The sequence below is a fragment of the Autumnicola lenta genome (genome assembly GCF_031846515.1).
Lineage (GTDB): Bacteria > Bacteroidota > Bacteroidia > Flavobacteriales > Flavobacteriaceae > Autumnicola > Autumnicola lenta.
Genome location: NZ_JAVRHO010000004.1, coordinates 117,787 through 144,348, shown reverse-complemented (window position 1 = coordinate 144,348; position 26,562 = coordinate 117,787). Strand labels below are relative to the sequence as shown.

28 protein-coding genes and 1 tRNA gene are annotated in these 26,562 nt (G+C 39.7%); 19 read left to right on the top strand and 10 right to left on the bottom strand.

Translation table 11 applies throughout. From position 1 onward, the window contains the following. On the top strand, positions 1–795 hold the full coding sequence (locus RM545_RS04025; protein WP_311494083.1) for a glucosaminidase domain-containing protein: 795 nt from the start codon (positions 1–3) through the stop codon (positions 793–795). An 18-nt stretch (positions 796–813) separates the two neighbouring features. Beyond that, entirely contained in the window at positions 814–2,103 is a 1,290-nt protein-coding gene (hemL, locus tag RM545_RS04020) for a glutamate-1-semialdehyde 2,1-aminomutase (RefSeq protein ID WP_311494027.1), read from the top strand. A gap of 329 nt (positions 2,104–2,432) precedes the next feature. On the opposite strand, the gene RM545_RS04015 is transcribed toward hemL, so the two are convergent. Beyond that, positions 2,433–3,335: a YihY/virulence factor BrkB family protein gene (locus tag RM545_RS04015; protein WP_311494026.1), complete on the bottom strand. Its 903-nt coding sequence runs from the start codon at positions 3,333–3,335 to the stop codon at positions 2,433–2,435. 127 nt (positions 3,336–3,462) lie between these two features. After that, on the bottom strand, positions 3,463–4,500 hold the full coding sequence (locus tag RM545_RS04010; protein ID WP_311494025.1) for a flavin-containing monooxygenase: 1,038 nt from the start codon (positions 4,498–4,500) through the stop codon (positions 3,463–3,465). Positions 4,501–4,596: 96 nt separating this feature from the next. On the opposite strand from RM545_RS04010, the gene RM545_RS04005 reads away from it, so the two are divergent. Beyond that, on the top strand, positions 4,597–5,370 hold the full coding sequence (locus RM545_RS04005) for a creatininase family protein (RefSeq protein ID WP_311494024.1): 774 nt from the start codon (positions 4,597–4,599) through the stop codon (positions 5,368–5,370). Positions 5,371–5,406: 36 nt separating this feature from the next. Here RM545_RS04005 and RM545_RS04000 read toward each other — a convergent pair whose 3' ends face one another. Both RM545_RS04000 and RM545_RS03995 read right to left on the bottom strand, forming a co-directional pair. Further along, positions 5,407–6,669 (bottom strand): cation:proton antiporter, encoded by a 1,263-nt coding sequence (locus RM545_RS04000; RefSeq protein WP_311494023.1) that lies wholly within the window; start codon positions 6,667–6,669, stop codon positions 5,407–5,409. 313 nt (positions 6,670–6,982) lie between these two features. After that, the gene (locus tag RM545_RS03995) at positions 6,983–7,663 is read right to left on the bottom strand and encodes a hypothetical protein (protein ID WP_311494022.1); all 681 of its coding nucleotides are present in this window, start codon (positions 7,661–7,663) and stop codon (positions 6,983–6,985) included. A 285-nt stretch (positions 7,664–7,948) separates the two neighbouring features. Here RM545_RS03995 and RM545_RS03990 point away from each other — a divergent pair, with 285 nt between their 5' ends. Next, positions 7,949–8,287, top strand: a complete 339-nt coding sequence (locus tag RM545_RS03990) for an HPF/RaiA family ribosome-associated protein (protein ID WP_311494021.1) — start codon at positions 7,949–7,951, stop codon at positions 8,285–8,287. 118 nt (positions 8,288–8,405) lie between these two features. On the opposite strand, the gene RM545_RS03985 is transcribed toward RM545_RS03990, so the two are convergent. The 3 genes from RM545_RS03985 to RM545_RS03975 form a co-directional block, all read right to left on the bottom strand. After that, positions 8,406–8,906, bottom strand: coding sequence for a DUF456 domain-containing protein (locus RM545_RS03985; RefSeq protein ID WP_311494020.1), 501 nt, complete (start codon positions 8,904–8,906; stop codon positions 8,406–8,408). Between the two features lie 31 nt (positions 8,907–8,937). Next, the gene (otsB, locus tag RM545_RS03980) at positions 8,938–9,717 is read right to left on the bottom strand and encodes a trehalose-phosphatase (protein WP_311494019.1); all 780 of its coding nucleotides are present in this window, start codon (positions 9,715–9,717) and stop codon (positions 8,938–8,940) included. Positions 9,718–9,828: 111 nt separating this feature from the next. Then, positions 9,829–10,773 (bottom strand): 1-phosphofructokinase family hexose kinase, encoded by a 945-nt coding sequence (locus RM545_RS03975; protein WP_311494018.1) that lies wholly within the window; start codon positions 10,771–10,773, stop codon positions 9,829–9,831. 244 nt (positions 10,774–11,017) lie between these two features. Here RM545_RS03975 and RM545_RS03970 point away from each other — a divergent pair, with 244 nt between their 5' ends. The 3 genes from RM545_RS03970 (at position 11,018) to RM545_RS03960 (ending at position 13,503) form a co-directional block, all read left to right on the top strand. Continuing rightward, on the top strand, positions 11,018–11,380 hold the full coding sequence (locus RM545_RS03970; RefSeq protein ID WP_311494017.1) for a BlaI/MecI/CopY family transcriptional regulator: 363 nt from the start codon (positions 11,018–11,020) through the stop codon (positions 11,378–11,380). Then, positions 11,380–12,822 carry a M56 family metallopeptidase gene (locus RM545_RS03965; RefSeq protein WP_311494016.1) on the top strand — a complete coding sequence of 481 codons (1,443 nt, stop codon included), beginning with the start codon at positions 11,380–11,382 and terminating at the stop codon, positions 12,820–12,822. The genes RM545_RS03970 and RM545_RS03965 overlap by 1 nt, the downstream gene beginning before the upstream one ends. A 201-nt stretch (positions 12,823–13,023) precedes the next feature. After that, complete coding sequence (locus RM545_RS03960; protein WP_311494015.1) at positions 13,024–13,503, top strand: hypothetical protein; 480 nt, start codon at positions 13,024–13,026, stop codon at positions 13,501–13,503. 66 nt (positions 13,504–13,569) lie between these two features. Here the strand turns inward: RM545_RS03960 and RM545_RS03955 are convergent, their stop codons facing one another. Next, on the bottom strand, positions 13,570–13,854 hold the full coding sequence (locus RM545_RS03955) for a YciI-like protein (protein ID WP_311494014.1): 285 nt from the start codon (positions 13,852–13,854) through the stop codon (positions 13,570–13,572). Positions 13,855–14,227: 373 nt separating this feature from the next. On the opposite strand from RM545_RS03955, the gene RM545_RS03950 reads away from it, so the two are divergent. Together RM545_RS03950 and RM545_RS03945 are read left to right on the top strand one after the other, a co-directional pair. Next, positions 14,228–14,410, top strand: a complete 183-nt coding sequence (locus RM545_RS03950; protein WP_311494082.1) for a type II toxin-antitoxin system HicA family toxin — start codon at positions 14,228–14,230, stop codon at positions 14,408–14,410. A gap of 20 nt (positions 14,411–14,430) precedes the next feature. Then, the gene (locus tag RM545_RS03945) at positions 14,431–14,841 is read left to right on the top strand and encodes a type II toxin-antitoxin system HicB family antitoxin (RefSeq protein ID WP_311494013.1); all 411 of its coding nucleotides are present in this window, start codon (positions 14,431–14,433) and stop codon (positions 14,839–14,841) included. 107 nt (positions 14,842–14,948) lie between these two features. On the opposite strand, the gene RM545_RS03940 is transcribed toward RM545_RS03945, so the two are convergent. Continuing rightward, a complete protein-coding gene (locus RM545_RS03940) occupies positions 14,949–16,082 on the bottom strand; it encodes a glycosyltransferase family 2 protein (protein WP_311494012.1) in 1,134 nt (377 codons plus the stop codon). Positions 16,083–16,197: 115 nt separating this feature from the next. Here RM545_RS03940 and ruvC point away from each other — a divergent pair, with 115 nt between their 5' ends. The 9 genes from ruvC (at position 16,198) to RM545_RS03895 (ending at position 24,637) form a co-directional block, all read left to right on the top strand. Then, entirely contained in the window at positions 16,198–16,749 is a 552-nt protein-coding gene (gene ruvC / locus RM545_RS03935; RefSeq protein ID WP_311494011.1) for a crossover junction endodeoxyribonuclease RuvC, read from the top strand. Positions 16,750–16,799: 50 nt separating this feature from the next. Further along, positions 16,800–17,993, top strand: coding sequence for a radical SAM family heme chaperone HemW (gene hemW / locus RM545_RS03930; RefSeq protein WP_311494010.1), 1,194 nt, complete (start codon positions 16,800–16,802; stop codon positions 17,991–17,993). Between the two features lie 231 nt (positions 17,994–18,224). Further along, entirely contained in the window at positions 18,225–18,974 is a 750-nt protein-coding gene (locus RM545_RS03925; protein WP_311494009.1) for a cyclase family protein, read from the top strand. Next, positions 18,974–19,324: a DUF4260 domain-containing protein gene (locus RM545_RS03920; RefSeq protein WP_311494008.1), complete on the top strand. Its 351-nt coding sequence runs from the start codon at positions 18,974–18,976 to the stop codon at positions 19,322–19,324. The genes RM545_RS03925 and RM545_RS03920 overlap by 1 nt, the downstream gene beginning before the upstream one ends. Before the next feature lie 2 nt (positions 19,325–19,326). Next, a complete protein-coding gene (locus tag RM545_RS03915; RefSeq protein ID WP_311494007.1) occupies positions 19,327–19,944 on the top strand; it encodes a DUF4230 domain-containing protein in 618 nt (205 codons plus the stop codon). Positions 19,945–19,980: 36 nt separating this feature from the next. Further along, positions 19,981–21,081: an FG-GAP repeat domain-containing protein gene (locus tag RM545_RS03910; protein WP_311494006.1), complete on the top strand. Its 1,101-nt coding sequence runs from the start codon at positions 19,981–19,983 to the stop codon at positions 21,079–21,081. A 48-nt stretch (positions 21,082–21,129) separates the two neighbouring features. Beyond that, on the top strand, positions 21,130–21,492 hold the full coding sequence (locus RM545_RS03905; protein ID WP_311494005.1) for an MmcQ/YjbR family DNA-binding protein: 363 nt from the start codon (positions 21,130–21,132) through the stop codon (positions 21,490–21,492). Further along, a complete protein-coding gene (locus RM545_RS03900) occupies positions 21,489–23,267 on the top strand; it encodes a MutS-related protein (protein ID WP_311494004.1) in 1,779 nt (592 codons plus the stop codon). Before RM545_RS03905 ends, RM545_RS03900 begins: the two co-directional genes overlap by 4 nt. A gap of 365 nt (positions 23,268–23,632) precedes the next feature. Further along, positions 23,633–24,637, top strand: coding sequence for a metal-dependent hydrolase (locus RM545_RS03895; protein ID WP_311494003.1), 1,005 nt, complete (start codon positions 23,633–23,635; stop codon positions 24,635–24,637). Between the two features lie 221 nt (positions 24,638–24,858). On the opposite strand, the gene RM545_RS03890 is transcribed toward RM545_RS03895, so the two are convergent. Beyond that, the gene (locus RM545_RS03890) at positions 24,859–26,253 is read right to left on the bottom strand and encodes a dipeptidase (protein ID WP_311494002.1); all 1,395 of its coding nucleotides are present in this window, start codon (positions 26,251–26,253) and stop codon (positions 24,859–24,861) included. A gap of 127 nt (positions 26,254–26,380) precedes the next feature. Between RM545_RS03890 and RM545_RS03885 the strand changes: the two genes are divergently transcribed. Then, positions 26,381–26,465, top strand: a tRNA-Leu gene (locus tag RM545_RS03885). The last annotated feature ends 97 nt before the right edge of the window (positions 26,466–26,562 follow it).

Genomic DNA, 26,562 nt, shown 5'->3' with positions numbered 1-26,562 from the left:
ATGAAGATAAACCGGATTCTCTTACTATTTGTACTGAGTATTTTTATCTATTCCTGCGGAAGCAGGAAAAAAGTGGCGGGAAAAAGCGGTTCCGAAAGAGAAGTAGTGGTGCAGGGAGATGCGAAACGTCATATTCCGGAAGGAACTTCGGCTCCAATGGGACATGCGGAAAGTGTAGAACAGTATATTGCTATGTTTGGACCAATCGCTCAGGAAGAAATGCAACTTTATAAAATTCCGGCGAGTATTACCCTTGCGCAGGGCATTCTGGAATCGGGAGCGGGAAAAGGCAGATTGTCCAGAACGGCAAATAATCATTTTGGTATTAAATGTCATGGCTGGAACGGCAACAAGATTTATCACGACGATGATGCGCGCCAGGAATGCTTCAGAAAATATAACCACCCAAAATATTCGTATCGTGACCATTCGCTTTTCCTGGCGGAAAGACGACGTTATGCCGAATTATTTGAACTTGATATCGATGATTACAAAGGCTGGGCAAGAGGTCTAAAAAGAGCTGGTTATGCCACAGATCGTAAATATCCAAATAAGCTTATTGACTTGATTGAAAGATATCAGCTTTACCGCTTTGATGAAGAAGTACTGGGAAAACCGTCCGGAACTTACGCAGATGTTTCTGATGAAAGGGCAAATACCACGCATATTGTTAAAAAAGGTGATACCCTATATTCTATAGCAAAGCGCTATAGCACTACGGTCGCAGAATTGCAGCGATCTAACGATCTCGATGGCACCACTATTTCCATAGGTCAGTTATTGTACATTAATTAATCACAGAATGCCGTATTTATGATTTATAAAAGAAGCAGCGAATTATTCGCTTCAGCTCAAAAAGTAATTCCCGGAGGAGTAAATTCTCCTGTTCGCGCCTTTAAAGCGGTGGGCGGAGATCCTATTTTTATAAAAGAAGCAAAGGGAGCCTATATTTATGATGAAGATGGCAATGAGCTTATCGATTATATTAATTCCTGGGGGCCGCTTATTTTAGGACATGCCCACAAACCGGTTATTGATGCACTAATTGAAAGAGCGAAAAAAGGAACTTCTTTTGGAACTCCAACCGAACTCGAAACCAAAATAGCGGAACTGGCAGTAAAAATGGTTCCGAATATTGATAAAATAAGAATGGTAAATTCCGGAACCGAAGCCTGTATGAGTGCCGTACGTCTTGCCCGTGGTTTCTCCGGAAAGGAGAAAATCATCAAATTTTCGGGTTGTTATCACGGCCACAGCGATAGCTTTTTGATACAGGCGGGAAGCGGTGCAATTACTTTTGGAACACCAAATAGTCCCGGCGTTACTGAAGGGACTGCAAAAGACACTTTGCTTGCCACTTATAACAATCTGGAAAGCGTACAACAATTAATTGACGCCAATAAAGATGAAATTGCCTGTTTGATCATCGAACCTGTCCCGGGAAATATGGGCTGCATTCCGCCTAAAGAAGGGTTTTTGGAAGGACTTAGAGAGCTTTGTGATGCCAATGATATTCTGCTGATTTTTGATGAGGTAATGTCCGGATTCAGGCTTGCACAGGGTGGAGTCCAGGAAAGACTGAATGTAAAAGCCGATATTGTGTGTTTTGGGAAGGTGATTGGCGGTGGACTCCCGGTTGGAGCATTTGCCGCGCGTAACGAAATCATGGATTATCTTGCACCGGTTGGACCGGTGTATCAGGCAGGAACCTTAAGTGGGAATCCTCTTGCAATGGCAGCCGGTTTGGCAATGCTTCAGGAGTTACAGGATAATCCTGAAATCTATAAAAGCATAGACGAAAAAACGGAGTATTTACATAAAGGAATAGAAAAAGCTTTAGAAGAAAATAATGTTCCGCATACGATTAACAGGATTGGTTCGATGATTTCGGTTCATTTTTCTGAAGAGCCTGTAGTCGATTTTGCTTCTGCAACTGCGGCCGCATCGAATGGGAAATTTAATAAATTCTTTCACGGATTGCTGGAAAACGGGATTTACATAGCGCCAAGTGCGTTTGAAACCTGGTTTATAAGCGAAGCATTGTCGTATGAGGATCTGGACAAAACTATTGCCGCAGTAGAAAAAGTAGCGAAAAATCTTTAATATTCAGAATTTCTTGTAGTTGTAAAACATGATCCCCGGAAGTTTACTTTCGGGGTTTTTTGTTGAAAATTGGCATTTTAAGAAGACGTCCAAAAATGGCAATTGTTGACCTGTAGATTTATTTCCGTTAATTCATCCTGAAAGGAAAAACTTCCGTAGATCCTGAATTACTTCAGGATAAATAACATTTTCGCTCTCTGGTTTTGCTTCGGCTAAATTTATATTGAAGGAGCAATTCTTCCGTAGATTCTGAATAACTTCAGAATAAAAATAACAATAAAGAGACACCCTAAAAATCGCAATTTTCGATCTGTAAATTCGGAAAAAAATTATTTCTTGATAGCACCAAAACCTTTTTTCCGGACATGTTTTTCTGTTTCCGAATTTAATTCAGCTCCAAGAAGGATGATAAAGCTGGTAAGAAAAAGCCACATAAGGAGCACAACTACCGCAGAAATTGAGCCGTAAACTTCGCCATAACTCCCAAAGTTACTAACGTAATACGAGAAGCCCCAGGAGGCGACCAGCCATAAAATTGTGGCTAAAAGTGCTCCCGGCAAAACCCATTTAAAAGCAGGAGTTGTTCGGGGAGGTGCGTATTTGTAAACCAGGGAGAGAAAGAAAACCACGATGGCTGCAAGTAGTAACCAGCGTCCCCAGCCAATTAAAGTCTCGATTCCTGAAGGAAGCCCCAGCATGTGTACAATGGCAGGATAAGCAACAATAAGCGCCATACTTATTATCACGAGGATAACGGCTCCTAAAGTGAACAGCAGTGCAAGTGCGTTCTCCTTAATAAAACCGCGGGGTTCATCTGTCCCGTAAGCGATATCTACCCCTATAAACAAAGATTTTGTGCCTTTATTGGCACTCCATAAACTAAACAGAATACCCAGTGCTGTTCCCCAGCCAAGGGTTTTTCCCGATGTGGACATGAAATTCTCTATTTGGCTTTCCAGTATACCGAAGGCTTCCTGGGGCATCATTCCTGATAATTGCGACAATTGATTTTGTATTTGCTCCGGGCTAACCGCGAGTCCGTAAATGGAGATGAGCGACAGGATTGCAGGAAAAACGGCAAGAAATGCATAAAAAGCAACACCGGCAGATACGATCGAAACATTGTCTTCGGCAATTTGATCTTTTACATTAAGAACGATATCTTTCCATCCCGAGCCTTTTATTTTTGTTGGTGATTTTACTCCTTTAATTTCTCTAACGTGCTCAGACATGTCTACTTTTTTCCTATTTTAAGTCAAATTACAGGAAAGAGGTTGGTTATCAAAAGCCTTTAAAGGTACTTTAACTTTAGTTGAAACTATTTCCCCAAGTCTTTGTGCTGAGATTAGCCCCAAAAAATTATGCTTTGGAAATATAGTTTGCGAGATATTTGGCATCCTTTTTTATTCCGCCAAGGGTGGCAGAGCCGCGGGTGTAGAGCCAGGGCAGCCCGATAAAATAGAGTCCGTTAATATTACTTACTCCGCGATAATGTTTAGGATAACCATTTTCTCTAAGTTCCAGTCCTTCAATCCACTCGAAGTTGGGACGATAACCCGTTGCCCAGACGATATTTTTTAAGTCGGTTATTTCTTTATTTTCAGTATATATAGTTTTTCCTTCAGCATCTTTAACCTTGCCTACTAGGTTTACATTTTCCCGGCGCAGGATTTCCTTTATGTCGGTTCCAATAATTGGCTGCCTGGATGTGCTTAATTTTTTTCCTATCCATGAATCTTTACTGAAGCCAAGGATTCCGGTTTTTTTGAGCCACCAGAATAATGTTTTTCCCAGAATTTCCTGCGGAAGGAGTCTCACGTTGCTTGTTCCGGAAAAATATACACTATTTCTTCGCTGAGATATTTCGTCTAGAATCTGAAAACCCGAATCTCCCGCACCAACCACCATCGTTTTTCCCTTCTGAAGTTGACCCGGGTTTTTATAGTAATTACTATGAACCTGAAAAATTTCGGGATTAATTTTTTCAGAAAATGGTGGAATGTAGGGTATATGAAAAGGTCCGGTGCCAATAATTACATTTTTCGACCTTAAGTTCCCCTGCGGACTTTTCAGAAGGAAATGATCTTCTTTACGGGTAATCTTTTCTATGAATGTGTCGAATTGAACCGGAAAATTGTATTCTTTCACGTAAGCTTCAAAGTATTTGGCTACCTCATCCTTTGAAGGATAATGACCTCTGGGGCCGGGAAAACCGAGGCCCGGAAGATTATTAAATTCAGAAGGTGTAAAAAGGGTGAGCGAATCCCAGCGATTGCGCCAGGAAGAACCTATGGCACTTTCTTTATCTACCAGAAGAAAATTTTTATTCAGTTTTTTTAAGTAGTAAGCCATGGACAAACCGGCCTGTGCGGCTCCAACAACTATAAAATCCAGCATTCTGTTAGTTTCTTCAAAAATAAGATTATTCTCAAGTACTGCTAAATCTTTTAAACTTCAGTAAATTTAGATCGCATCCTTAAAATGGCAATTATTATGAAACAGAAGATCAGGCCTTATGTTCTCGCGGAAACAAACTGGAAAAATGTAAAAGCTGAAGATTTTACTGTGGCAGTCCTGCCCTGGGGAGCGACCGAGGCCCATAATTTTCACTTGCCTTATGCAACAGATAGCATCCTGGCTGAAGGTGTGGCTGTAGAATCTGCCCGAAGAGCATGGGAGCAGGAAGCGAAAACTTTGGTGCTGCCAACCATTCCTTTTGGTGTAAATACAGGCCAGATGGATGTAAAATTCTGTATAAACATGAATCCCAGTACGCAATATGCTGTTTTAAAAGATGTAGTACAGTTGCTTAACGAGCATAAACTTCGTAAACTTGTTATTTTAAATGCTCACGGCGGAAATAATTTTAAGCCAATGATTAGGGAATTGAGCGTGGAATTTCCGGATGTTTTTATCTGTTCTGTGAACTGGTGGCAATCTGTAGATGCCCATCCTTATTTTCAGGAACCTGGAGATCATGCAGGGGAGTTGGAAACTGCCACTGTTATGCATTTAGCTCCAGATTTAGTACTTCCATTAAACGAAGCCGGAGATGGTGCTGCTAAAACTTATAAAATAAAAGGACTTAAAGAGGGTTGGGTTACAGCCCAACGAAAATGGACAGAAATTACTAAAGATACCGGAGTAGGAAACCCAAAGGCAGCAACTGCTGAAAAAGGTGCTGCTTTTTTTAGTGCAACTACCTCCATGATTTCAGATTTTTTAAAGGACCTGCATGCCGCAGATTTGAATGATTTTTACGAATAGCCATCCATTGAAGATTTCACTATTCTGTGCAGACAGTTAGTTTTCTTCCAGGTCTGAACTTCGCTCTGCTTTCCCACGAAAGTAGTTTATTATAGAAGGAGCGGTAAGGCCATGGAGTACAATAGAGAATAAAATGATGTAGGCAGTAATTGCATAGAGCTCATTTTTATGGCTAAAGTTGTCAAATTTTAAAAAGGCCCAGGATAAATAGAAAACAGAACCTATCCCGCGTATTCCTAAAAAACTGATTGCCAGCTTTTCCTTCATCTTTTCTTTTTTAACAAAAATTAGCGGGATCATACCTGCCAGTGGGCGTATAAGTAGTACAAATATTAAAGCAAAAGTAACCCCTTTCCAGTCGGTTAATGCCAACATACCACTCATAATAGAGCCACCAAAAAGGATTATCCAGACTACGAGCAGTAAATGTTCCACTTCGGTTATAAAATCATGGAGTTTCTTTTTGTAGTCACCACTTACTTTTTCATAATAGCGCAGACTAAAGCCCGCAAAGAAAACAGCTAAGAATCCGTAGCCATGCAGGAGTTCACTAAGTCCATAAGTCATGATAGTTAATGAGAGCGAAAGAAAACCTACAAAAGTTTTTACGCCAGATACGTGGTGGAGCCTGTCAAAAAGGAAACCTATAAGCCTTCCTATGACAAGCCCAATAATTATCCCAAGTGTAATTTTTAAAAGAAATTCGTCCAGGATCCAGCCGGTTAAATCAAAAGCGGCCCAACTTCCTGCCTGGGCAACGAGAACAGCCATGTAAGAGAAGGGAAAAGCTATACCATCGTTCAAACCCGCTTCTGCAGTCAGGGTAAACCGTACATTATCTTCCGGACTTTTTTCTGCAAGAGGATCATCCAGCTGAACTTCGGCTGCAAGAACAGGATCTGTTGGGGCCAGTATTGCAGCCAATAAGAGTGAAGATGGCAGACTAAGTAAAAGAAAATAGGAACCCAGAAAATATGCGGAAACCATACATATAGGCATAGTTATAAAAACCAGTAACAACGGTTTTCGCCAGCTTTTAAGCGTATAGTGGGATCCAATTTTAAGCCCGGCACCCATAAGGGAAATAATGACTATGGTCTCAGAAAAATACATGAGCCATTCGTCATTCCAGATAGGACTAGGCCATCCAAGAGGTATAGCTGCAGTGTATATCCCAAAACCTATGAGCAATAAAATTATTGGGGAACTAACTTTTATCTTTTTGGCAAAAGAAGGCAGCCAGGCCATAATTAGTGTAGCAAATCCAAGTCCTGCAAGAATAAGGTAGTGGTCTTTCATAGCAACTGATAGGTGTGAAAATAGAAGATATTAACCTGTCTTTAAAATTTTTTGCAAAAGGCTAACATTTGTATCATTTTTCTTAAAAATGGTCCTGCTTCCAGGCTCATGGAAAAGATAAGGAATTAAAAAGAAGTATTTGTTGGAGCCTGGGTTGCGAAAATGGGATGAGGTTTAAAGGAAGTGCAGCATCTGCAGGAATTTAAGAGAATCTTTTATGTGTAACAATTCTTTTAATGGTGATACAAAAAGAAGGCCATCTTCAATTCCCGTGAAGATGGCCTAATAGTCATAAAACCTTTTAGCCAGTATACTATTCTTCTGTAGTTATAGTGTCTATATCTGTACTATAACGTGAAGTATCTATACTTGAAGGGGAGATAGGGGCGCTGTTAATTTCAGCATCCATTTGTCTTAGTATATCGGCCGACTGAGTAAAAAATTCTCCGAGGAATAGATTCCGATCTTCCGGGCTGCTATCTACAGCCAGCTCATCAAGATGCGTTCTTAGTCCCTGTACTTCGTCTTCCAGTTCCGGATATTGATCTCTTTGAATTTCCTGAAGATTATCGACAATCACTTTACCCGTTTGCCTAATGCTATCCACCTGGCGCTGAGGCTCCCATTGGCTGATGCTCTCCATCTCCTCTCCCGGAGTATGGTTAAGCTCAATTGTTTTTTCTTCTACAGCCTCTAAAAGCAACATCATTGCCCTTTGCTGTGATCTGGGATTAGTACCAAGAGCGTTATCATCACTCCCTCTGTCTACGTAACTGAGATATTGTCCTATCGCATTTTCAGGATAATCGTTTGCAGAAAACTCCTCAGTTTCATATTGCTCCAGTTGCTCGATTTGATCGTCGTCCTGTAAATCATCATCAGATTCATTTCCGTCTGCCCATACAAAGAAATACAGGAGTGCCAGGATTATTAAAATAGCTACTAATATCCACGGCCAAACCGGCTTTTTCTTTTCTACTCGTATTTCTGCCATATTGTTTTTTTTAGTTGTTTTAATTCAGTTCTCTGCTAAAATTATAAAAAATTGAAGAGGAGTGAGATTAAACCTCTACTAAACAATTGTTAATTATAGAGTTATAATTTTTTTTCAGAATAGAGTCTATTGCGAAAAAAGTCTGATGGATCAGATTTCATCTATGGATAAATTGCTAAGGTTGGTTTTTAATCAACTGATATTGTTGGGTTTATATGACTAAAATCATAATTTTAACGAAGGTTCCTGTTTATATTTGGTGTGTTAATAAAAATACTTCTTGTCATGACCGTAGATATAAATTGTGCAGAAGCCTCCTGTAACGGAAATCTTTATGAATATGTCATAAAACAACTTTTAAAACTGGAAGCCCGGTATAATTGGCTTAAAGATTCTAAAGTACTCTTTAAAGATCTAGATGAAGCTGAAGGAAAAAGCAAGATCTGTGAAATTGAATTGAATATCCCAGGATCCGGAATATATGCTTCTGCGAAGAATACAGATTTTAAGTTAGCAGCGAAGGAGGCGATAAGGAAACTGGATACTGGTCTTAGAAAACACAAAGACATATTGAATGCCTGGCATTCTCTTGGGCTGGCAGTTAAAATTGTTTGGTTTAAATGAGAATATAACTTGCTGCCCCAAAGCCGCCGGAATCCTTCGGCGGTTTTGTTACTAAAAATTGTCATTTTCAGGTCTAACCATAAATTTCAGATTCTTTCGAAGGATTGTTCAGCAAAGTTCAGGAAAAAATCAGGTTTCGATAGTCCCACAATTTCAGAAGAAAAAGGATAAGAAAAATAAAAGCGACCATAAATTCCATGAACGTAGAGGCCAGGAAGCCAATAAAAGATCCAAAAGCTGCTCTTAAAGCGGTTTTCGAGTCGCTTTTATTTATAAGTTCCCCAATAAAAGCCCCCACAAACGGACCAATTAAAATTCCAAAGGGAATTGGAGCAATTAAGCCTGCAATTAGACCTATAGTAGTACCAATCATTCCTGCTTTACTGCCGCCAAAGCGTTTTGTTCCCAAGGCAGGAACAATTAAATCCAGCGCATAAATAACAACAGCTACAATCAGGCTTATGCCAAGGAACCAGTAATTTATAGGAACAGAAGGTGCCAGGTGAAAAACCAGAAGTCCGAGCCAACTTATCGGAACACCCGGTAATACGGGCAGAATGCTTCCAATGATTCCCAAAATGATCAAAAAAGCAGCAATACCTATAAGAATAATATCCATAGCAAATTTTAAAAAGACTTTTCAGCTATACTTATTGCTTAAGCAGGAGCTGAAAAAATTCTTTTACTTCATCAATATTCTCTAAGGAATAATCTGCGTATGTTTTATTTCCATGGTCACCTACGAGGATTCCGAGTCCGTTATCAACATATTTAAAAGCATCTTCATCGGTAACATCATCTCCTATATATACTGAAAATTTCTGATCCTTTTCACCCAATTGCTCTTTTAGAAACTCCACGGCTTTTCCTTTGTGCCAGTCTATTGCCGGGCGTACTTCAATCACTTTTTTTCCGTCGGCTTTCAGTAATTCCGGATAATCCTTTAGAACTTCAGAAACGCGGGTGTGGACTTCAGAAGTAAAGTTTTCGTCTACTTTACGGTAATGGATGGCGAGCGTAAACTTTTTTCGTTCAAAGTCGACTCCGTTAATGTCTTTTAGCTTTTGCTTAAGTATAGGTTGAATTTTGTCAAATATCGGCAGTACCTTTTGTGCTTCATCATTTTCTTTGAGAAAATTTCCAGGTCCGGAAATCTCAAAACCATGACTTCCGGCGTAATAAAGTTCAGGTAAGTTCACACGCTGGTTAACATCCTTCATGCCGCGACCACTCACGACGGCCGTAGGATAAACTTTCGATAATTGCTGAACCAGGTCGCGCATTTCTTCAGAAATTGCTGCGTCTTCATGGTTTTCTACTATAGGAGCAAGCGTTCCATCAAAATCGAGGAATAGTAAGGCCTTTTTATCTCTGAATTCCTTTTTAAGTTCCTCTGCGTTTTTAAGGGCAGAAGGCAGGTGATTTGCCATTTTAAGGTTTTTTAGTTTATCAATTCTTTTTTAAAGATAACATTAGTAATTCAAGTTTTCTTCCGTTTTAAAGCAAAGGTCGAAAATTGCCATTTTCGGACTCTCCTTTTATTACACGTTCTTATAATTCGACAGTAATTCATCGTACAGTCTTTCCGCGTCTTCTTTTTTCAGAAGTTCTGTTCCCGGAGAGATCAAAGTCGCACTGCCACATGCAAGTCCGAAGAGCACCGCTTCCTCCAGTGACTTGTTATTAGCAAGGCTATATACAATTCCGGCAACCATGCTGTCTCCTGCGCCAATAGAGCTATTGATTTTAACTTTTGGTGCGGGAAAATGCTTTATTTCGTTTTTTTTTGCCAGAAAAGCGCCGTCGGGACCAAGGGAATGGACGACCACTTCTACAGGATAATCTTCCAGTATCTTTTTCAGCATTTGTTTCCGTTGTTCGTGTGTTTCAGCTTTTTGACCGGTAAGATCCTGAAGTTCGTCGAGATTTGGCTTTACCAGGTATGCACCCTGCTTTAAACCTTCAGCTAAAGCTTTGCCTGATGTATCCAATATAAATTTTACGTTCCTTTCCTGAGCTATTTTTGCCACTTTTGCATAGAAATCGGTTCCCACTCCCGGGGGAAGGCTTCCGCTGGCAACGAGAAATTCTGAATCCCCGAGGTTTTTCTCCAGTTTCTCGAGTAGGGTATTAGCTTCAGATTCTTCCATTTCAGCTCCGGGAAATCCAAAACGATAGAGTTCACCGGTGGAATTTTCAAAAACCCCAAAATTCTGGCGCATGTCATTTTTTACTTTAAAAGGCTCGTGATCTATATGCTCTTCATCAAGAAGTTGAGAAAAAAAGTTGCCTGTGAACCCACCGGATGCGTAAAGCGCTTTAGTTTCTGTACCCATACGCTGCAGCACCCTGGAGATATTGATGCCTCCTCCTCCGGGATCCTTCTTGGGAGATTCAGAACGCATCTTGACTTCAGGTTCTACCTTTTCAACGGTGGTGTAAATATCTAGTGCTGGATTAACGGTTAGCGTGAGTATTTTGTTCATATCTGGATAATTTGTAAGTCCTGGAAAATTTAATTTCCCGATGTTCTCCTAATTTAAATTTTTCTTCTACGGAAAATCCTATTCTGCTTAATATTTGTAATTATTTAACAGGTGACGGAGCTTAGAAAGGTTTTCTACGGAAAATTTTTTCAACTAATCTATTAGTTTAAACTAAATATTTAGTTATATTAGCAATAGCTTAAATCTGAAGAAAACATTTTACAGACAAGATATAAAAACCACTATGAAGCAATTGACCAAGGCCGAAGAAGAGATTATGCACGTTCTCTGGGATTTAGAGGAAGCCAATGTGGCTGCAATAATTGAAGAACTTCCTGAACCGAAACCGGCTTATAATACTGTTTCTACAATTGTAAGAATTTTGGAAAACAAGGAGTTTGTAGATCACCGGAAGAAGGGAAAGGGTTATATCTATTTTCCGGTTATTGAAAAAGAGACTTACAGCAATCAAAGCATGAATAAGCTGATCAATAATTATTTTAATGGCTCTTTTAAAAGCATGGTTTCCTTTTTTATGAAGAAAAACGAGATGGACACCAAAGACCTTGAGGCTATTCTAAAAGAAATCAATAAAAAAGAGGAGTAATGCTACACTATATTCTACAAACATTATTTTTTCAGCTTTGCTTTTTGCTGGCGTATGAACTGTTGCTGAAGAAGGAAACTTTCTTTAATTACAACAGGTGGTATTTGTTAATTACGCCAGTGATCGCTTTGTTGCTGCCTTTGCTGAAACTTGAGTTTTTGGCAGAAGCAGTGCCACAAAATGCAAGAGTAATGCTTCCGGCGGTACTAATCGGAGGAGAAACAACTACGGAAACCTTGCCGGTAGCAAATCTTAATACGGAAGAGGGAATGAATATTGACTGGTCGCTGCTAATTTATTGCCTGGGCTTAGCAGCGAGCTTTGCATTATTTCTCAAGAAGTTTTATCATCTAAACAGGTTGTTCAGGTTTAGAAAAACTTCAGAAGAGAAAGGTTTCCGAATAATCGAGATTCCAGATTCGAATATGGCCTGCACATTTTTCAATACAATTTTTCTAGGTGATAAGCTTTCCGAAGAAGAAAAACAGCAGATCCTTTCTCACGAGCTGGTGCATGTAAAGCAGAAGCATAGCCTGGATCTTATATTTTTCGAACTACTGAAAATTGTCTTCTGGTTTAATCCGCTTATTTACATCTACCAATCCAGGATTGTAGGGCTGCACGAATTTATAGCCGATGAGGAAGTGGTGAAAACCGCCGGAAAAAAGAATTACTACGAGCAGTTGCTCAACACCGCGTTTAACACGAAGAATATCTCATTTATCAATCAATTTTTTAATCATTCATTAATCAAAAAACGAATCGTTATGTTACAAAAATCAAAATCAACAACAGTTTCAAAATTCAAATTTTTATTCATTATTCCGCTAATGACGCTAATGCTCACTTATGTGGCATGTTCAGAAGAGAAAGCAGTAGGAAGTGAAGAACAGGGAACAGCTTCTGTTTCAGAAAAAATTGCAGAACTTGATGCCTATCTTGAAACAAAGGATAGTTTAACTGAAGAAGAAAAAGAGCAATTCCTGAAATTATTAAAGAAAAGGGAAGAGTTATTATTAAAACAAAGAAAAGCCAACGGAAGCGGGATAATTGAAGTAGTAGAAGAGCAGCGGGATAATTCAGAAATTCCTTTCGCTGTAATAGAAGAAGTTCCGGCCTTTCCAGGATGTGAAGATATTTCTTCAAACGAAGAAAGAAAGAAATGTACTTCTCAAAAAATTACTGAATTTGTGGGTAAGAATTTTGATTCCAGCCTGGGTAAAAAACTCGGCCTAACAGGAACAAACCGGGTGATTGTTCAGTTTAAAATAGACGAAAACGGGAATATCACAAACGTAAAATCCCGTGCCGCTGCTCCCGAACTGGAGGATGAAGCCGAACGTGTAATTAACAAACTTCCTGCGATGACTCCGGGAAGACAGAAAGGAGAAGCGGTAGGTGTAATGTATTCCCTTCCCATCGTTTTCCAGATAAGCGAATAATTTTTTCTTTATTTTTTTTGCAGCCTGCGGAGCCGGAGTTTCAAACTTCGGCTCCGGCTGTTTTGGGAAACTCTATTTATTCAAATTTTTTAAAATTTTGCTGGAAGGAACTTATAAGCTTCCGGGAAAGAAGCCAATTTTCTTCCCTTCAGATTCTGCTCATTTTCATTACTTTTGCTCAAAGTTAATCGCCAATTGGGTATGAAAAGAACTTTACTGCTAATCTCAGGTTTTCTAATTTTAACTTCCTGTAATTTCGAAACCAAAAAAATTTCTTCGGAAGAGGTTCTGGACCAGGAATCCAAAATGCTGAACTGGAAAGAAGTCGACGAATACCCGGCATTTGAAGACTGCCAGCAGGAAACCGAATTAGCACAGGCGAAAAACTGTTTCGAAAGGAAAGTCGCTGAAAATATTTACGCTTACCTCGCCAAACAACAGCCGGTAGTGACTGAAAGTATTGACGATACCTTGTATTTATACCTCGAGATAAACAAACAGGGTCGTCCAAAAATCGATTCGATTGTATCTATAGACACCACTTTAACCAATCAGTTACCAAGAATTAAGGACTGGCTTTACCAGAGCATTGATTCCCTTCCAAAAATTTATCCCGCCAGCAAACGTGGAATTCCGGTTTCCACAGTTTTTAGAATGCCGGTTTTAATTAAAGCAGAATAAAGAATTGACAATTGACAATTATTCCCCTCCGTCGGAGGGGAATCCGTAGGACGGGGTGGAAATTAGCTAGTGCGTATCTCCCACTGCGACGTTCCATTTTCTTACACTCCATTCTTTTACTAGTCCGTTTTTCACGTAAGGATCTTTTTCAGCGAATGTTTTTGCCGCAGCATCATCGGCGGCTTTAAAAATCAGCAACGCTTCATCTGCAGGATCGTCCATGGCTCCGGCTAAAACAAGCGTCCCAGTTTGAGCAGTTTCCTTTGCCAAATTTAAATGTTCAGTACGGTATTTCCCGCGATCTTTAAGATAATTTTCCTGAAGCTGATATTTTAAGACGTAATAATTCATAGCTTTTTTTTGACAATCTACGGAATATTGGTAAAAGAGTGAAGGAGTTAAGAAGTGAAAAGTAATTGTTTAAGGACGCGGTGTCTGCGGGAATCTGCATTCTCTGCGAGAGATTTTTTTGTGAGAGATTCTATTCGCGAATTGGTGATTTAAGAAATTTCACTAGTAAAAGAGTAAAGGAGTGAAAAGTAATTGTTTAAGGATGTAGTGTCTGCGGGAATCTGCGCTCTCTGCGGGAGATCTTTTGGGAAGAGCTGTAGAACAACTATAGTTTAAAGCTAAGGAAATTCAAAAATTGGAACCCCACCTTCTTAAAAACTGTCTCTTTTTATAATAAATTTTGGCATATAACACTTTTGTTATAATTTTGTATATGAAGTCGGATGCTTTAATAAAAGTTATAAGGAAAAACGGATGGTACTTAGTTAGAACAAAAGGCAACCATCACCATTTTAAGCATCCGGTCAAAAAAGGAGTTGTGACAATACCACATCCTAAAAAAGACATTCCGAAAGGAACGTGTAATTCAATTTTAAAGCAAGCAGGGCTTAAGTAGAGTAACCAATTAATATGTTGATGATGAAAAGGATAGTAAAGGTTTATGTGGAAAAAGCGGAGGATGGAACGTATTGGGGGAGTACACAAAATATCCCCGGCGGAGTTTCTGCCTATGGACAATCTCTGGAAGATTTAAAACTGAATTTAAAAAAAGCCTTTACAGATTATTTGGAGGTGTCTGAAGACCTGGAAGAGGATTGGCTTGCGGAGGTGAAAGCAATGGACGGTTTTGAATATAACTTGGATATTCCTTCCTTTTTCAAACTTTTACCCATAAAAATTTCTGCTATTGCCGAAAAAGCAGGAATTAACGCTTCTTTAATGAGACAATATGCTACTGGAAAAGCTAATGCTTCTGAAGAACGCGCCAAACAAATTGAAAAAGCAATTCACGAGCTTGGGGAAGATTTACTGTCTGTTTCTCTCTGAAAAAAGTGAAAGAGTAAAAGAGTGAAGAATGGAAAAACGGAAGAAAGAGGAGAGGCGTTTTAGAGTATTTTGCTCTTTAACTCTTTTCCTCATTAGCTTCTTTACATTTAACTCCTAAACCTTCTCCCTTTCCAGTCAAATCCTGAAAACAGTGATTTTACGGCTACAAATCCGGAAAAGAAGGGATAAACAATACTGCACCAAAAGTAGTTTCGCATCAGGAGTTCTTTTTTAAAGAATTTCGCAGCCAGGAAGATCAGGATAAAGTCGGCGTTAAATTTTAGCAGAAAAATTACCAGAACTGGCTGTTCCGGAAGATGTTCAAAAAGCACCAGAAATGCGGCGATTACCAGTGAGACATTCATTAGCAGGACACTGATTCCGGCAAATTTCGAAAATGTAGATTTATAGGCAGGAGCTTTGGCGGCCCAGCGCACCCGCTGCGAAATGAGCTGAGGCAAAGTCTGCTGAGGTTTGGTTTCTACAATGGCTTTTTCGGACTTTAAAAATTTAACTTTTAACCCTTTTTTCTGAAATTTCTGAAGCAAAAAAACATCGTCACCGCTGGCGATTTTATCGTTTCCGGAAAAACCTTCCGCAGCCAAAAAAGCCTCTTTTTTATAGCACAAATTCGCGCCGTTGCACATAAAAGGCTGCTCCATCCCAAATGCGCCAACGGTGGTAGCCTGCAGGCTCATAAAATCCAGTTCTTCAAACTTCTGAAACAGCTTTTTTTCTTCGGAAGTCCTAAAACAAACAGGTGCGCAAACCATATCAGCATCAGTTTTCAGGATAAAATCGTTAAACGTCTGTAGCCAGAATTCCGGCACAATACAATCGGCGTCTGTGGTCACAATATATCGATAATTGCCATTTTCGATGCCCCGCTTTAAGGCGTCCTTTTTTGGTGATCCGAACAATAATGCGTTGTCCAGAACGCTAACCTTCAGATTTGGGTATTGTGACTTAAATTCTGAACAAATTTTAACCGAATCATCTTTAGAAGCATCATTAATCAGCAAAATTTCGAAGTTAGAAGCCGGATATTTCAGTTTTGAGAACGAATTCAATAAATCCGGAAGGTTTTCAGCTTCATTTCTGAAGGGAACTATGATGGAAAAGCCAGTTTTCAACTCAAAATGTTCAGTTTTAAATTCAGGAATCTGGTTCCAGCCGTAAATAAGGGTGATTATCAAAACCAGGTAACAAACTGCGATAAAAATGAAGATACTTAGCAGCATTTGGCAATTTTTAATGCGAGTCTAAAAATAGGAGTAACAAAACAGAATTCCTTAGCTTTGTGAAGCTGTTCGAAAATACACAATTTCCCACAGCCTCACCCCGAAAAGAGCAATTTTGAAGAGCGAAAGAATAATTTTAGGTATAGATCCGGGAACGACAATTATGGGTTTCGGACTCATAAAAGTGGAAGATAAAAAAATGCAGTTTTTGCAACTGAATGAGCTTCAGCTTCAAAAATACGACGATCCTTACGTGAAGCTGAAATTGATTTTTGAGCGTACAATAGATCTTATCGACACCTTTCATCCTGATGAAATTGCGATTGAAGCGCCGTTTTTCGGAAAAAACGTGCAGTCTATGCTGAAGCTTGGCCGCGCACAGGGAGTTGCGATGGCAGCAGGGCTTTCCAGGCAAATCCCAATTACAGAATATCTTCCGAAGAAAATTAAAATGGCTATTACCGGAAACGGAAATGCCAGCAAAGAGCAGGTTGCCAAAATGCTTCAAAGTTTGCTTAACCTGAAAACTTTACCAAAAAATCTCGACTCAACCGACGGACTGGCAGCTGCGGTTTGCCATTTTTATAATTCCGGGAAAGTTGTGGGTGGGAAAAGCTACACCGGCTGGGCTGCGTTTGTAAAACAAAATCCGGGGAAGGTGAAATAATCCCCCTAACCCCCGAAGGGGGAAAAGCTCCTGGAATAGAAAGAATATCTATGAAAACGGCTGCCAAATATAAAAATATAGAAGATAATCTCCTCCCCTCTGGGGAGGCCGGGAGGGGCTTTGGGGTCTACATCCATATCCCTTTTTGCAAGCAGGCCTGTCACTACTGCGATTTTCATTTTTCGACTTCTATGAAAAAGAAAGATCAGCTGGTGGAAATGTTGTGCAAAGAACTGGAACTGCGGAAAAATGAACTTCCGGAGAAGGAAATCAGGACAATATATTTTGGCGGCGGGACTCCGAGTTTATTGACTCCGGAAGAACTTCAGCAAATTTTTACTGCAATTTTTGCCAATTATCAGGTTGCTGAAAATCCTGAAATCACGCTGGAAGCCAATCCAGACGATCTTTCCGAAGAAAAGTTGAAAATGCTGAAAGCTTCAAAAATTAACCGACTTAGTATTGGCGTGCAGTCATTTTTTGAAGAAGATTTAGAGCTGATGAACCGCGCACATAATGCTAAAGAAGCGCTGGAAAGTATTCAGCTGGCGACAAAGTATTTTGATAATATTTCTATCGATTTAATTTACGGAATTCCGAATATGAGCGCCGCAAGATGGCTACAGAACCTGCAAATCGCCCTGGATCTTGGTGTGCCGCATATTTCCAGCTACGCGCTTACGGTAGAACCGAATACCGCGCTGCATAAATTTATTGAAAAAGGAAAAATAAAACCAGTAGACGACGAGGCTGCAAAGGCTCATTTTGAGATTATGGTGAGCATGCTTAAAAATTCCAGTTTTCGGCATTATGAATTTTCGAACTTCGGTAAAGATGGTTATTTCTCACAGAATAATACCGCATATTGGCTTGGGAAATCTTACCTGGGAATCGGCCCCTCGGCACATTCGTATGACGGAAATTTCAGAAAATGGAATGTTAGCAACAATTCGCTTTATATAAAAGCATTGAAAAAAGATAAGCTCCCAATGGAAACGGAAGAGCTTTCTACTACAGATAAGTACAACGAATATGTGATGACGCGGCTGCGAACGCAGTTTGGAGTGGATATTACTGAAGTGGAAGAATTCTTTGGTGCAAAATATAAAACTCACCTTCTTAAAAATGCAGTGGTGCTGTTAAAAAAAGAATTGCTTGAAAGTCGAAACCAGGTGCTGCATGTGTCTCCCAAAGGAAAATTTCTAAGTGACGGAATTGCTTCAGATTTGTTTTATTTAGATTAAAGTGGAGAGTGAAAAGTGAAGAGTGAAGAGTGAAAAGGAAAAGAAACTTTCCACTTTCCACTTTCGTCTCTTTTCAAACCCGCCTTCGTCAAGCTCAGGGGGACATTGAATTCCATACTTTCAAATTTGACTAAGACTGAAAACCGACAACTCACAACCGAATTCCAGCCTTAATTCAAAATTTAAAATTCAGCATTCAAAATAGTGAAAAAGCTTCCCTAATTTAGCCATATGAAGGCAAAAATTGATCATGGTGCTAAAACCTACACTATCGACCTGTCGAAGCCGCTGGATATTTCTATCGGATTACGCGGAGACAGTAAAAATCCGCTTGCCTGGTATCTTTCGGCGCCGGAAATAAATCCGGTAAAAGACGGAGATTTTATTGGAAAGGTAAGCGAAGGAGCTTCGGTTAATTTCAACAATATCAGGTTTAATCCGCATGCTCACGGTACGCATACCGAATGTGTGGGGCATATCTCCCGGGAATTCTTCAGCATTAATCAAACCCTGAAAAAATTCTTTTTTACAGCTAAATTAATTTCCTTAGAACCCGAAAAAAGAGGAGAGGATTCAATAATTACTGAAGAGCAATTAAGGTCGAAAATTACCAAAAATGAAGCCGAAGCTTTGGTCGTTAGAACACTTCCCAATTACATAGAAAAGCGGAGTAGAAAATATTCCAATACCAACTGGCCGTACCTGGAAGAAGCTGCAGCGCGGTATATTAGGGAATGCGGAGTGCAACATTTGCTTATCGATTTGCCTTCTGTAGATAAAGAACGTGACGGCGGCAAATTGCTGGCACATAAAGCCTTCTGGAATTACCCGAAAAATACCCGAACAGACGCTACGATCACCGAATTTATTTATGTTTCCAACAATATTACAGACGGGGAATACCTGCTAAACCTGCAAATTGCCTCTTTTGAAAATGACGCGTCCCCGGCAAAACCGGTTTTATATAAAATTCAGCACTAATGAAAATTACCTTACAATTCGAAGAAATGGCGATGCTCGCGCTGGGCATTTATGCCTTCAGCTTTCTTGGACTTTCCTGGTGGTGGTTTGTCGGACTCTTTTTTGCGCCAGATTTTGGAATGCTGGGGTATGTGGGAGGAAATAAATCCGGAGCTTTCTTTTACAACATTTTTCATCATAAAGGGCTGGCAATTTTGCTGTGGATCGTGGGTTTCGCTCTCCAAAGCGTGATTTTACAATTAATAGGATTAATTTTGTTTTCACATTCGGCTTTTGATCGTATTTTAGGCTATGGCCTCAAGTACCAAAAAGGCTTTAAATTCACACATCTGGGAGAAATTGGAAATTAATTATGGAGCTTTTATTTATCGGGCTGGCCGTGGGTGCGGTGGTTGCGTATTTTATTTTTGCAAAATTCAACAGTAACCGTTCAAAGGAAAAAACCAGCGAACAGTCGGTAGTGTTAATGGATAAAATCCGTAGCGTTTGCAAGTTTATTACGGTAGAAGGCGATTTCGCTGAGATTTACCATTACGAGAATCTAAAGGAAAGGTATGTAAGCCTTTTCCTTGGAAAGAAAAAAGCTATTATCCTTATTAATGCCAAAGCGCATATTGGTTTCGATCTAAGCAAAATAAGTATGGAGAGCGATACTGAATCGAAAAAGATCATTCTCACTAATTTTCCGCAGCCGGAATTACTTACCGTAGAAACGGATTTTAAGTATTACGACAAGCGTGAAGGCTGGGCGAATCCTTTTACCACTTCAGATTTAACCGATATTAACCGCGATGCAAAAAGACATATTGTAGATAAAATCCCGGAAAGCGGACTTTTTGAGCAGGCTAAAAAAGAAGCTTTGGGCACAATCCTGCTTATGGAAAAAATCGTGGAAACTATTGGCTGGAAACTGGATTATACGGCGCTTACTTTAAAGGAAGCTGAAGAAAATAAGAAACTGAAATCATAGTTTTAAATAAAGAGATGCCGGTAAAATTATAAAAGTATGCGCTATATATTGCTAATAATCCTTTTAGGATTTTCCTTAAACGGTATTTCTCAGGAAACCAAGTTTTTTAATGCCGATGGATTTTTCTCGATTGGCACTCAATCCAACCGAACCGCATCCATAGCTTTATTTGACGTGGACAAAGATGGGGATTTAGATGTCCTGGTCGCCAACGGCAGGCACTGGGCCGAACAAAATTACCTGTATTATAATGATGGAAAGGGTGGCTTTAAAGTAGCACAACCCATAGGAAGGTTTCTGGATGCTTCCTACGCCATTAAATCTGCAGATTTTAATGGTGATGGCTTTATGGACATTGCAGTTGCTAATGACAATGTGGAGAATAAACTCTACTTTGGTTCGGCAAATAATAGTTTTACAGAGGAAGCTTCTTTTGGTTCCATATCTCCTTCCAGAAACCTCGAAATTGCAGATATCGATAATGATGGAGACCTGGATATAATTTTGTCCAACAGAAAAGCAAAAAATGAAATTTCTTTAAATGATGGTCAGGGTAATTTTGAAAACAAGATTACCTACGGAAATCAGTCAGATCAAACCATCCAAACAAAATTAGTTGATATTAATAAGGACGGGTTTCTAGATTTAATTACGGCAGAAAGAAAATCAAGAAACAGAATCTATCTGAATGATGGAAAACTAAATTTTTCAGAAATTGCGTTTGGTAGCGAGGAAGATGAAACCCGGTCCATCGATGTAGCAGATTTTGATAATGATGGGTTCCAGGATATTATCACAGGGAATTTAGGTTCAGAAAATGTGATCTACTTTGGGAATAAAGAAATGGCGTTTACCAGGCATTTTAAATTTGAAGAAAAACGAATGACAGCTTCTATTAAAGTTGCTGACTTAAATAAAGATGGATTTTTAGACATTGTTGAGGGAAATTCCGAGGAAAGAAATTTTGTTTTTCTTGGCAAAGACAATGGGGAATTTGAAGAAATAGGGCTGAGAGAAGACGTTAGGGATGATACTTACCACATAGAAATTGGAGATTTAAATAACGACGGACTTCCTGATATAGTTGAAGCTAACTCAGGCACCTGGAATTTATATTATAGAACGCAGAAGAAATAAGCACCTAAGTCATCGGTCGCTTTGATTTTTTGATCAAATTAGAGAAAAATGAACATCGAAAATTTCAGGAATTACTGCCTCACCAAAAAAGCGGTGACCGAAGAACTTCCTTTTGGACCCGATAATCTTGTTTTTAAGGTTATGGGCAAGATGTTTGCATTGGCTTCTCTGGATGAAATTCCGTTAAGAATAAACCTAAAATGTGACCCTGAAAGAGCGCTGGAATTGCGGGAACAACATGAAGAAAATATCTTACCGGGCTATCACATGAGTAAGAAGCATTGGAATACGTTAATTTTAGACGGTAGGCTAAGGCCTGAAATGATCTTTGATTTAACCACTCATTCCTATGATCTCGTTGTGACGGGACTAACCGGAAAACAAAGAAAAGAACTGGAAAATTTAGAATGAAAAATACCCTAGAATTTTATACTCATCAAAAAAGTAATCACGAGCAGCAGTTAGCTGTACTTTCCAAAAAGCTATTGTTTTCCAGCCTTATCAGGCTGCTGGTTTTCCTGGCGATTTGCTACGGAATTTATTACTTCTTCGGAAATATTAACGCCTTGGTTCCGGTAATTATCGGCGGGATTGTGATCTTCCTATTTCTTGTTTCCAGGCATAGCGATATTAAAGAAAAGAGCAATAAACAGAAGGAACTCATCAGGATTAACGAAACCGAAATTGATATTCTAAAGACGCGAAACTTCCAGGATCTGCCTTCAGGAAGTGAATACGACTATCCTGAACATCCTTATAGTCAGGATATCGACCTTTTTGGGAGAGGCAGTTTTTTTCAGTATCTCAACCGCACTGCTTTGCACGAGGGAACCAAAAAACTTGCGGCAATATTGAAAGAAAATTTGATTAACGGTATAGAAAAGAAGCAGAAAGCTGTAAAAGAACTCAGTGAAAAAGCGGTTTGGCGGCAGGAATTTACTGCATTGGCAAGATTGGTAAAAACCGAGACCACATCTGCGACGGTCCTGGACTGGTTCAGGAATTACCGGTTTTTCGTACCTGCAATAATGAAATGGCTACCTCTGGTCTTCAGCATCATATCGATAATTGCCATTTTAGCCTATGCGCTGGATTTCATCAAAGGAATTCACCTGCTGTTGTGGTTTTTGGTGGGGATTCTCGTTACGGGATATTTTCTGAAGAGGATAAATTTGCTTTCCGGCAGTGTGAGCAAGGTTCAGGATACTTTTCACCAGTACCACAGGCTGCTGGGGCTTATTGAAGATGAAGAATTTACTTCTGAAATCCTTAAAAAGAACCAAAACATGATCCGTTCTGAAAAAGAAAAGGCTTCAGCGATCTTCAGGAAGTTTTCCAAGGCTATTGATGCTTTCGATCAGCGGAATAATATGCTATTTGGCTTTTTTGCCAATGGATTTTTGCTTTGGGATTTGCAGCAGTCTTATAAGTTGGAGCGCTGGATTGGCAATTATCGGCAAAATGTGGAAAACTGGTTCGAAATTATTGAATTTACCGATGCCTATAATTCGCTTGGTAACTTTGCCTTTAATCATCCGCAGTATGTTTTTCCGAAGATTAGCAGTGAAAATACAGGGATTTCAGCTAAAAATCTGGCGCATCCGCTTCTTAATCCGGAAAAGAGGGTTGCAAATGATTTTAATATCAATAATGAAGAATTTTTTATAATCACCGGAGCAAATATGGCAGGAAAAAGTACTTTTTTGCGTACCGTTTCCCTGCAAATTGTGATGAGCAATATCGGACTTCCGGTTTGTGCTGAAGCATGTACGTATTCACCGATTAAATTGATTACCAGCATGCGCACCAGCGATTCGCTAAATGATGATGAGTCTTATTTCTTTTCTGAATTAAAACGACTGAAGTTTATCGTGGATAAAGTAAAAACCGACCGCTATTTTATCATTCTAGACGAAATCCTGAAGGGTACAAACAGTACCGATAAAGCTACAGGAAGTAAAAAATTCGTTCGGAAACTTGTAAAATCCCATTCCACCGGAATTATTGCTACGCACGACCTGAGTTTATGTGAAATTTCTTCGGAATTACCGGAGGTAAAAAACCACTATTTTGATGCTGAAATTATTAACGACGAACTCAATTTCGACTACCAGTTTAAAGACGGAATTTGCCAAAATATGAACGCCTCATTTTTGCTTAGAAAGATGGAAATTGTGGATGATTAGTTGTTTGGAGTTTGGGGTTCGTAGTTCGGGGACACTAGCATCTCGACTCCGCGTTATGTGATACTTTGTGGTCACACTGAGCTTGACGAAGTGTCTGTTGTCTGTTGTGAGTTTTAAATGACAACTCCAGGCTAGATTGAAGTGACTGTCCCCCTGAGCGGAGTCGAAGGGTGGGTTACTTAGTGGAAAGTTTATGGATCGGAAACTTGAGTTACTAGCATCTCGACTTCGCTCGAAGTGACATTTGTGGTTCCTCGACGAAGTGTGAAGTAGGAGTGGCTTCGACAGGCTCAGCCTGACTCTGGCCTAAAACACAGTCCCGATAAGGACAAAAGACATTAAACGATAAACAACGAACAAGAACATTGGATTCATTAACACAAATCGTATTAGGAGCTTCTGTAGGAGAAGTGGTACTGGGCAAGAAAGTCGGAAACAAAGCAATGCTTTACGGCGCCATTGCAGGAACAATTCCAGACCTGGATACCTTTGTGGGCTATTTTACCGATACAATTACCGCTATTGAAATCCACCGCGGCTTTAGTCATTCCATTGTATTTTCTATTCTCTTTGCACCCATTTTCGGCTGGCTGATTTCAAAGATTGAAAGAAAATCGGAGGCCAATTGGAAGGACTGGTCCAAATTGATGTTTTGGGGTTTGGTTACTCATCCGTTGCTCGATGCACATACCACGTGGGGAACTCAGCTCTTCTGGCCGCTGGATTTACGGCTGGCATATAAGAATATATTTGTGATCGATCCGCTTTATACGCTTCCTTTTCTCGTGTTTCTTATTCTTGCAATGCGAAAAAAAAGAGCTTCTCCTGAAAGGCGTAAACTTAATTATTGGGGGCTTCGTATAAGCAGCTTTTACTTACTGGTGGTTACTTTAATGCTGAAGGCTTATACCTTCGGAAAATTTACAGATTCTTTGGACAACCAGGGAATTTCCTATGAAGATATCGAAACAAAACCGGCTCCTTTAAATACTATCCTCTGGACGGCCAATGTTGAGCTGGAAGATAAATTTCTGATTGGGGATTATTCTCTTTTTGATTCGCAGCCTGTTCAGTATTACGAATATCCCAAAAATCATCATTTATTGGGCGATCTAAAGGACGATAAAAATGTGCAACGGCTTATCGACATCAGCAATGGCTGGTACACTATTTCAGAAAAAGACGGGAATTTGTTTTTTAACGATCTCCGCTTCGGAACATTAAATCCTGCTTCCAAAGATGAAAATTTCGTGTTTAGTTATGAGCTTATTCCGGAGAATGGAACGATAAGAGCCAAAGAAGTAGAAAAGGGCAGGGGCGATGCTAAAAAATTACTGTCAGATCTGGGAAAACGGGTTTTAGGGAATTGAGCTTTTAAGTGAAAAAGTGAAAAAGTCAAGAAGTAAAGAAGTAAAGAAGAGAGAGAATAGACAACATAGCTTCTGCGCATATCTGCAAAATCTGCGGGAGAATTTTTTGAAGTATGAAAATTAGTATTGAGAGGTGAAGTGTGAACTGAACGTACACTATTCACTCCTCACCATTCACTCTTCACCATTCACTCTAAGGCCTACCGTCTAAAGTCCAAGATCTATTCCTCTTTTTTTAGTGCTGTAAAATACTTGTAGAACCATGGAATGGTTTCAATTCCTTTCAGGTAATTCCAGATTCCAAAATGTTCATTTGGAGAGTGGATGGCGTCGGTGTCGAGTCCGAAGCCCATCAGGATAATTTTGCTTTTCAGCTCTTTTTCAAATAAAGAAACTATCGGAATACTACCGCCACTCCTTTGCGGAATTGGAGTCTTGCCAAATGTTTGTTCATAGGCTTTACTCGCTGCCTTAAAACCAACATTATCGATAGGCGTTACATAGGCATACCCACCATGATGAGGTTTTACTTCTACGGTAACCGCTTTGGGAGCTATTGCTTCAAAATGCTTTTTAAAAAGTTGGGTTATTTCTTTCCAATCCTGATCTGGCACCAGCCGCATCGATATCTTAGCAAAGGCTTTTGCGGGAAGAACGGTCTTCGCGCCTTCGCCAATATAGCCGCCCCAGATTCCGTTTACATCCAAAGTTGGGCAAATAGAAGCTCTTTCGAGAGTAGAATAACCAGCTTCGCCGTAGACGTCGTTTATTTTCAGTTTGTCTTTATATTCTTCTTCATTATAAGGAGCTTCAGCCATTTTTTTTCGTTCTTCCTCACTTAACTCTTCAACTTTATCATAAAAGCCCGGAATAGTAATATGATTGTTTTCATCTGTAAGAGAAGCGATCATTTTGCTGAGGATATTTATTGGATTTCCCACAGCACCACCATATAAACCGGAATGAAGGTCGCGGTTAGGTCCGGTAACTTCAACTTCGATATAGGAGAGTCCGCGCAGTCCGGTGGTAATAGATGGAGTATCTTTGGAAATCATTCCGGTATCAGAGATAAGGATAACGTCGTTGGCAAGTTTTTCCTTGTTTTGCTCTATAAACCAACCCAAATTCTCACTTCCTACTTCTTCTTCGCCTTCAATCATAAATTTCACATTGCAGGGTAGCTCATTATTCCTGGTCATATATTCCAGAGCCTTTACGTGCATATACATCTGACCTTTATCATCACATGCTCCACGGGCGAAGATCGCCCCTTCAGGATGAATTTTCGTATTTTTGATCACCGGATCAAACGGCGGATTCTCCCAAAGGTCTACAGGGTCTGGCGGCTGAACATCGTAATGACCATAAACCAGAACCGTTGGTAGATCTTTGCTGATGATTTTTTCTCCGTACACCACAGGATGTCCCGGAGTCTCACATATTTTGACCTGCTCACAACCGGCATCCTGCAGTTTTTTTTTCACCGCTTCGGCAGTTTTCAGCATATCCATTTTATAATTTGAATCTGCGCTAATGGACGGAATTTTCAGCAGGTCAATTAACTCCTGAACAAAACGGTCTTTATTTTCTTCTATATATCCTTTGATGTCTTTCATTTTGTGGTTTTAAATTACATCAAAGGTAATAATTTGAATTTTTTTTCTCTGACTATTTGAAAATTGAAACTATTATGTATATTTGCATCCGCTAACCAAATAACGGATAGCAGATTTGTCCAAACAAGCGGGCGTGGTGGAATTGGTAGACACGCTAGACTTAGGATCTAGTGCAGCAATGTGTGGAGGTTCGAGTCCTCTCGCCCGCACCAAAGGAAAGCCGACTTTTACGAGTCGGCTTTTTTGTTTTAGGTGCTATTTTGATGAAATTTCAAAATGAATCAAGGATGGATCAAGACTAAATGTTGT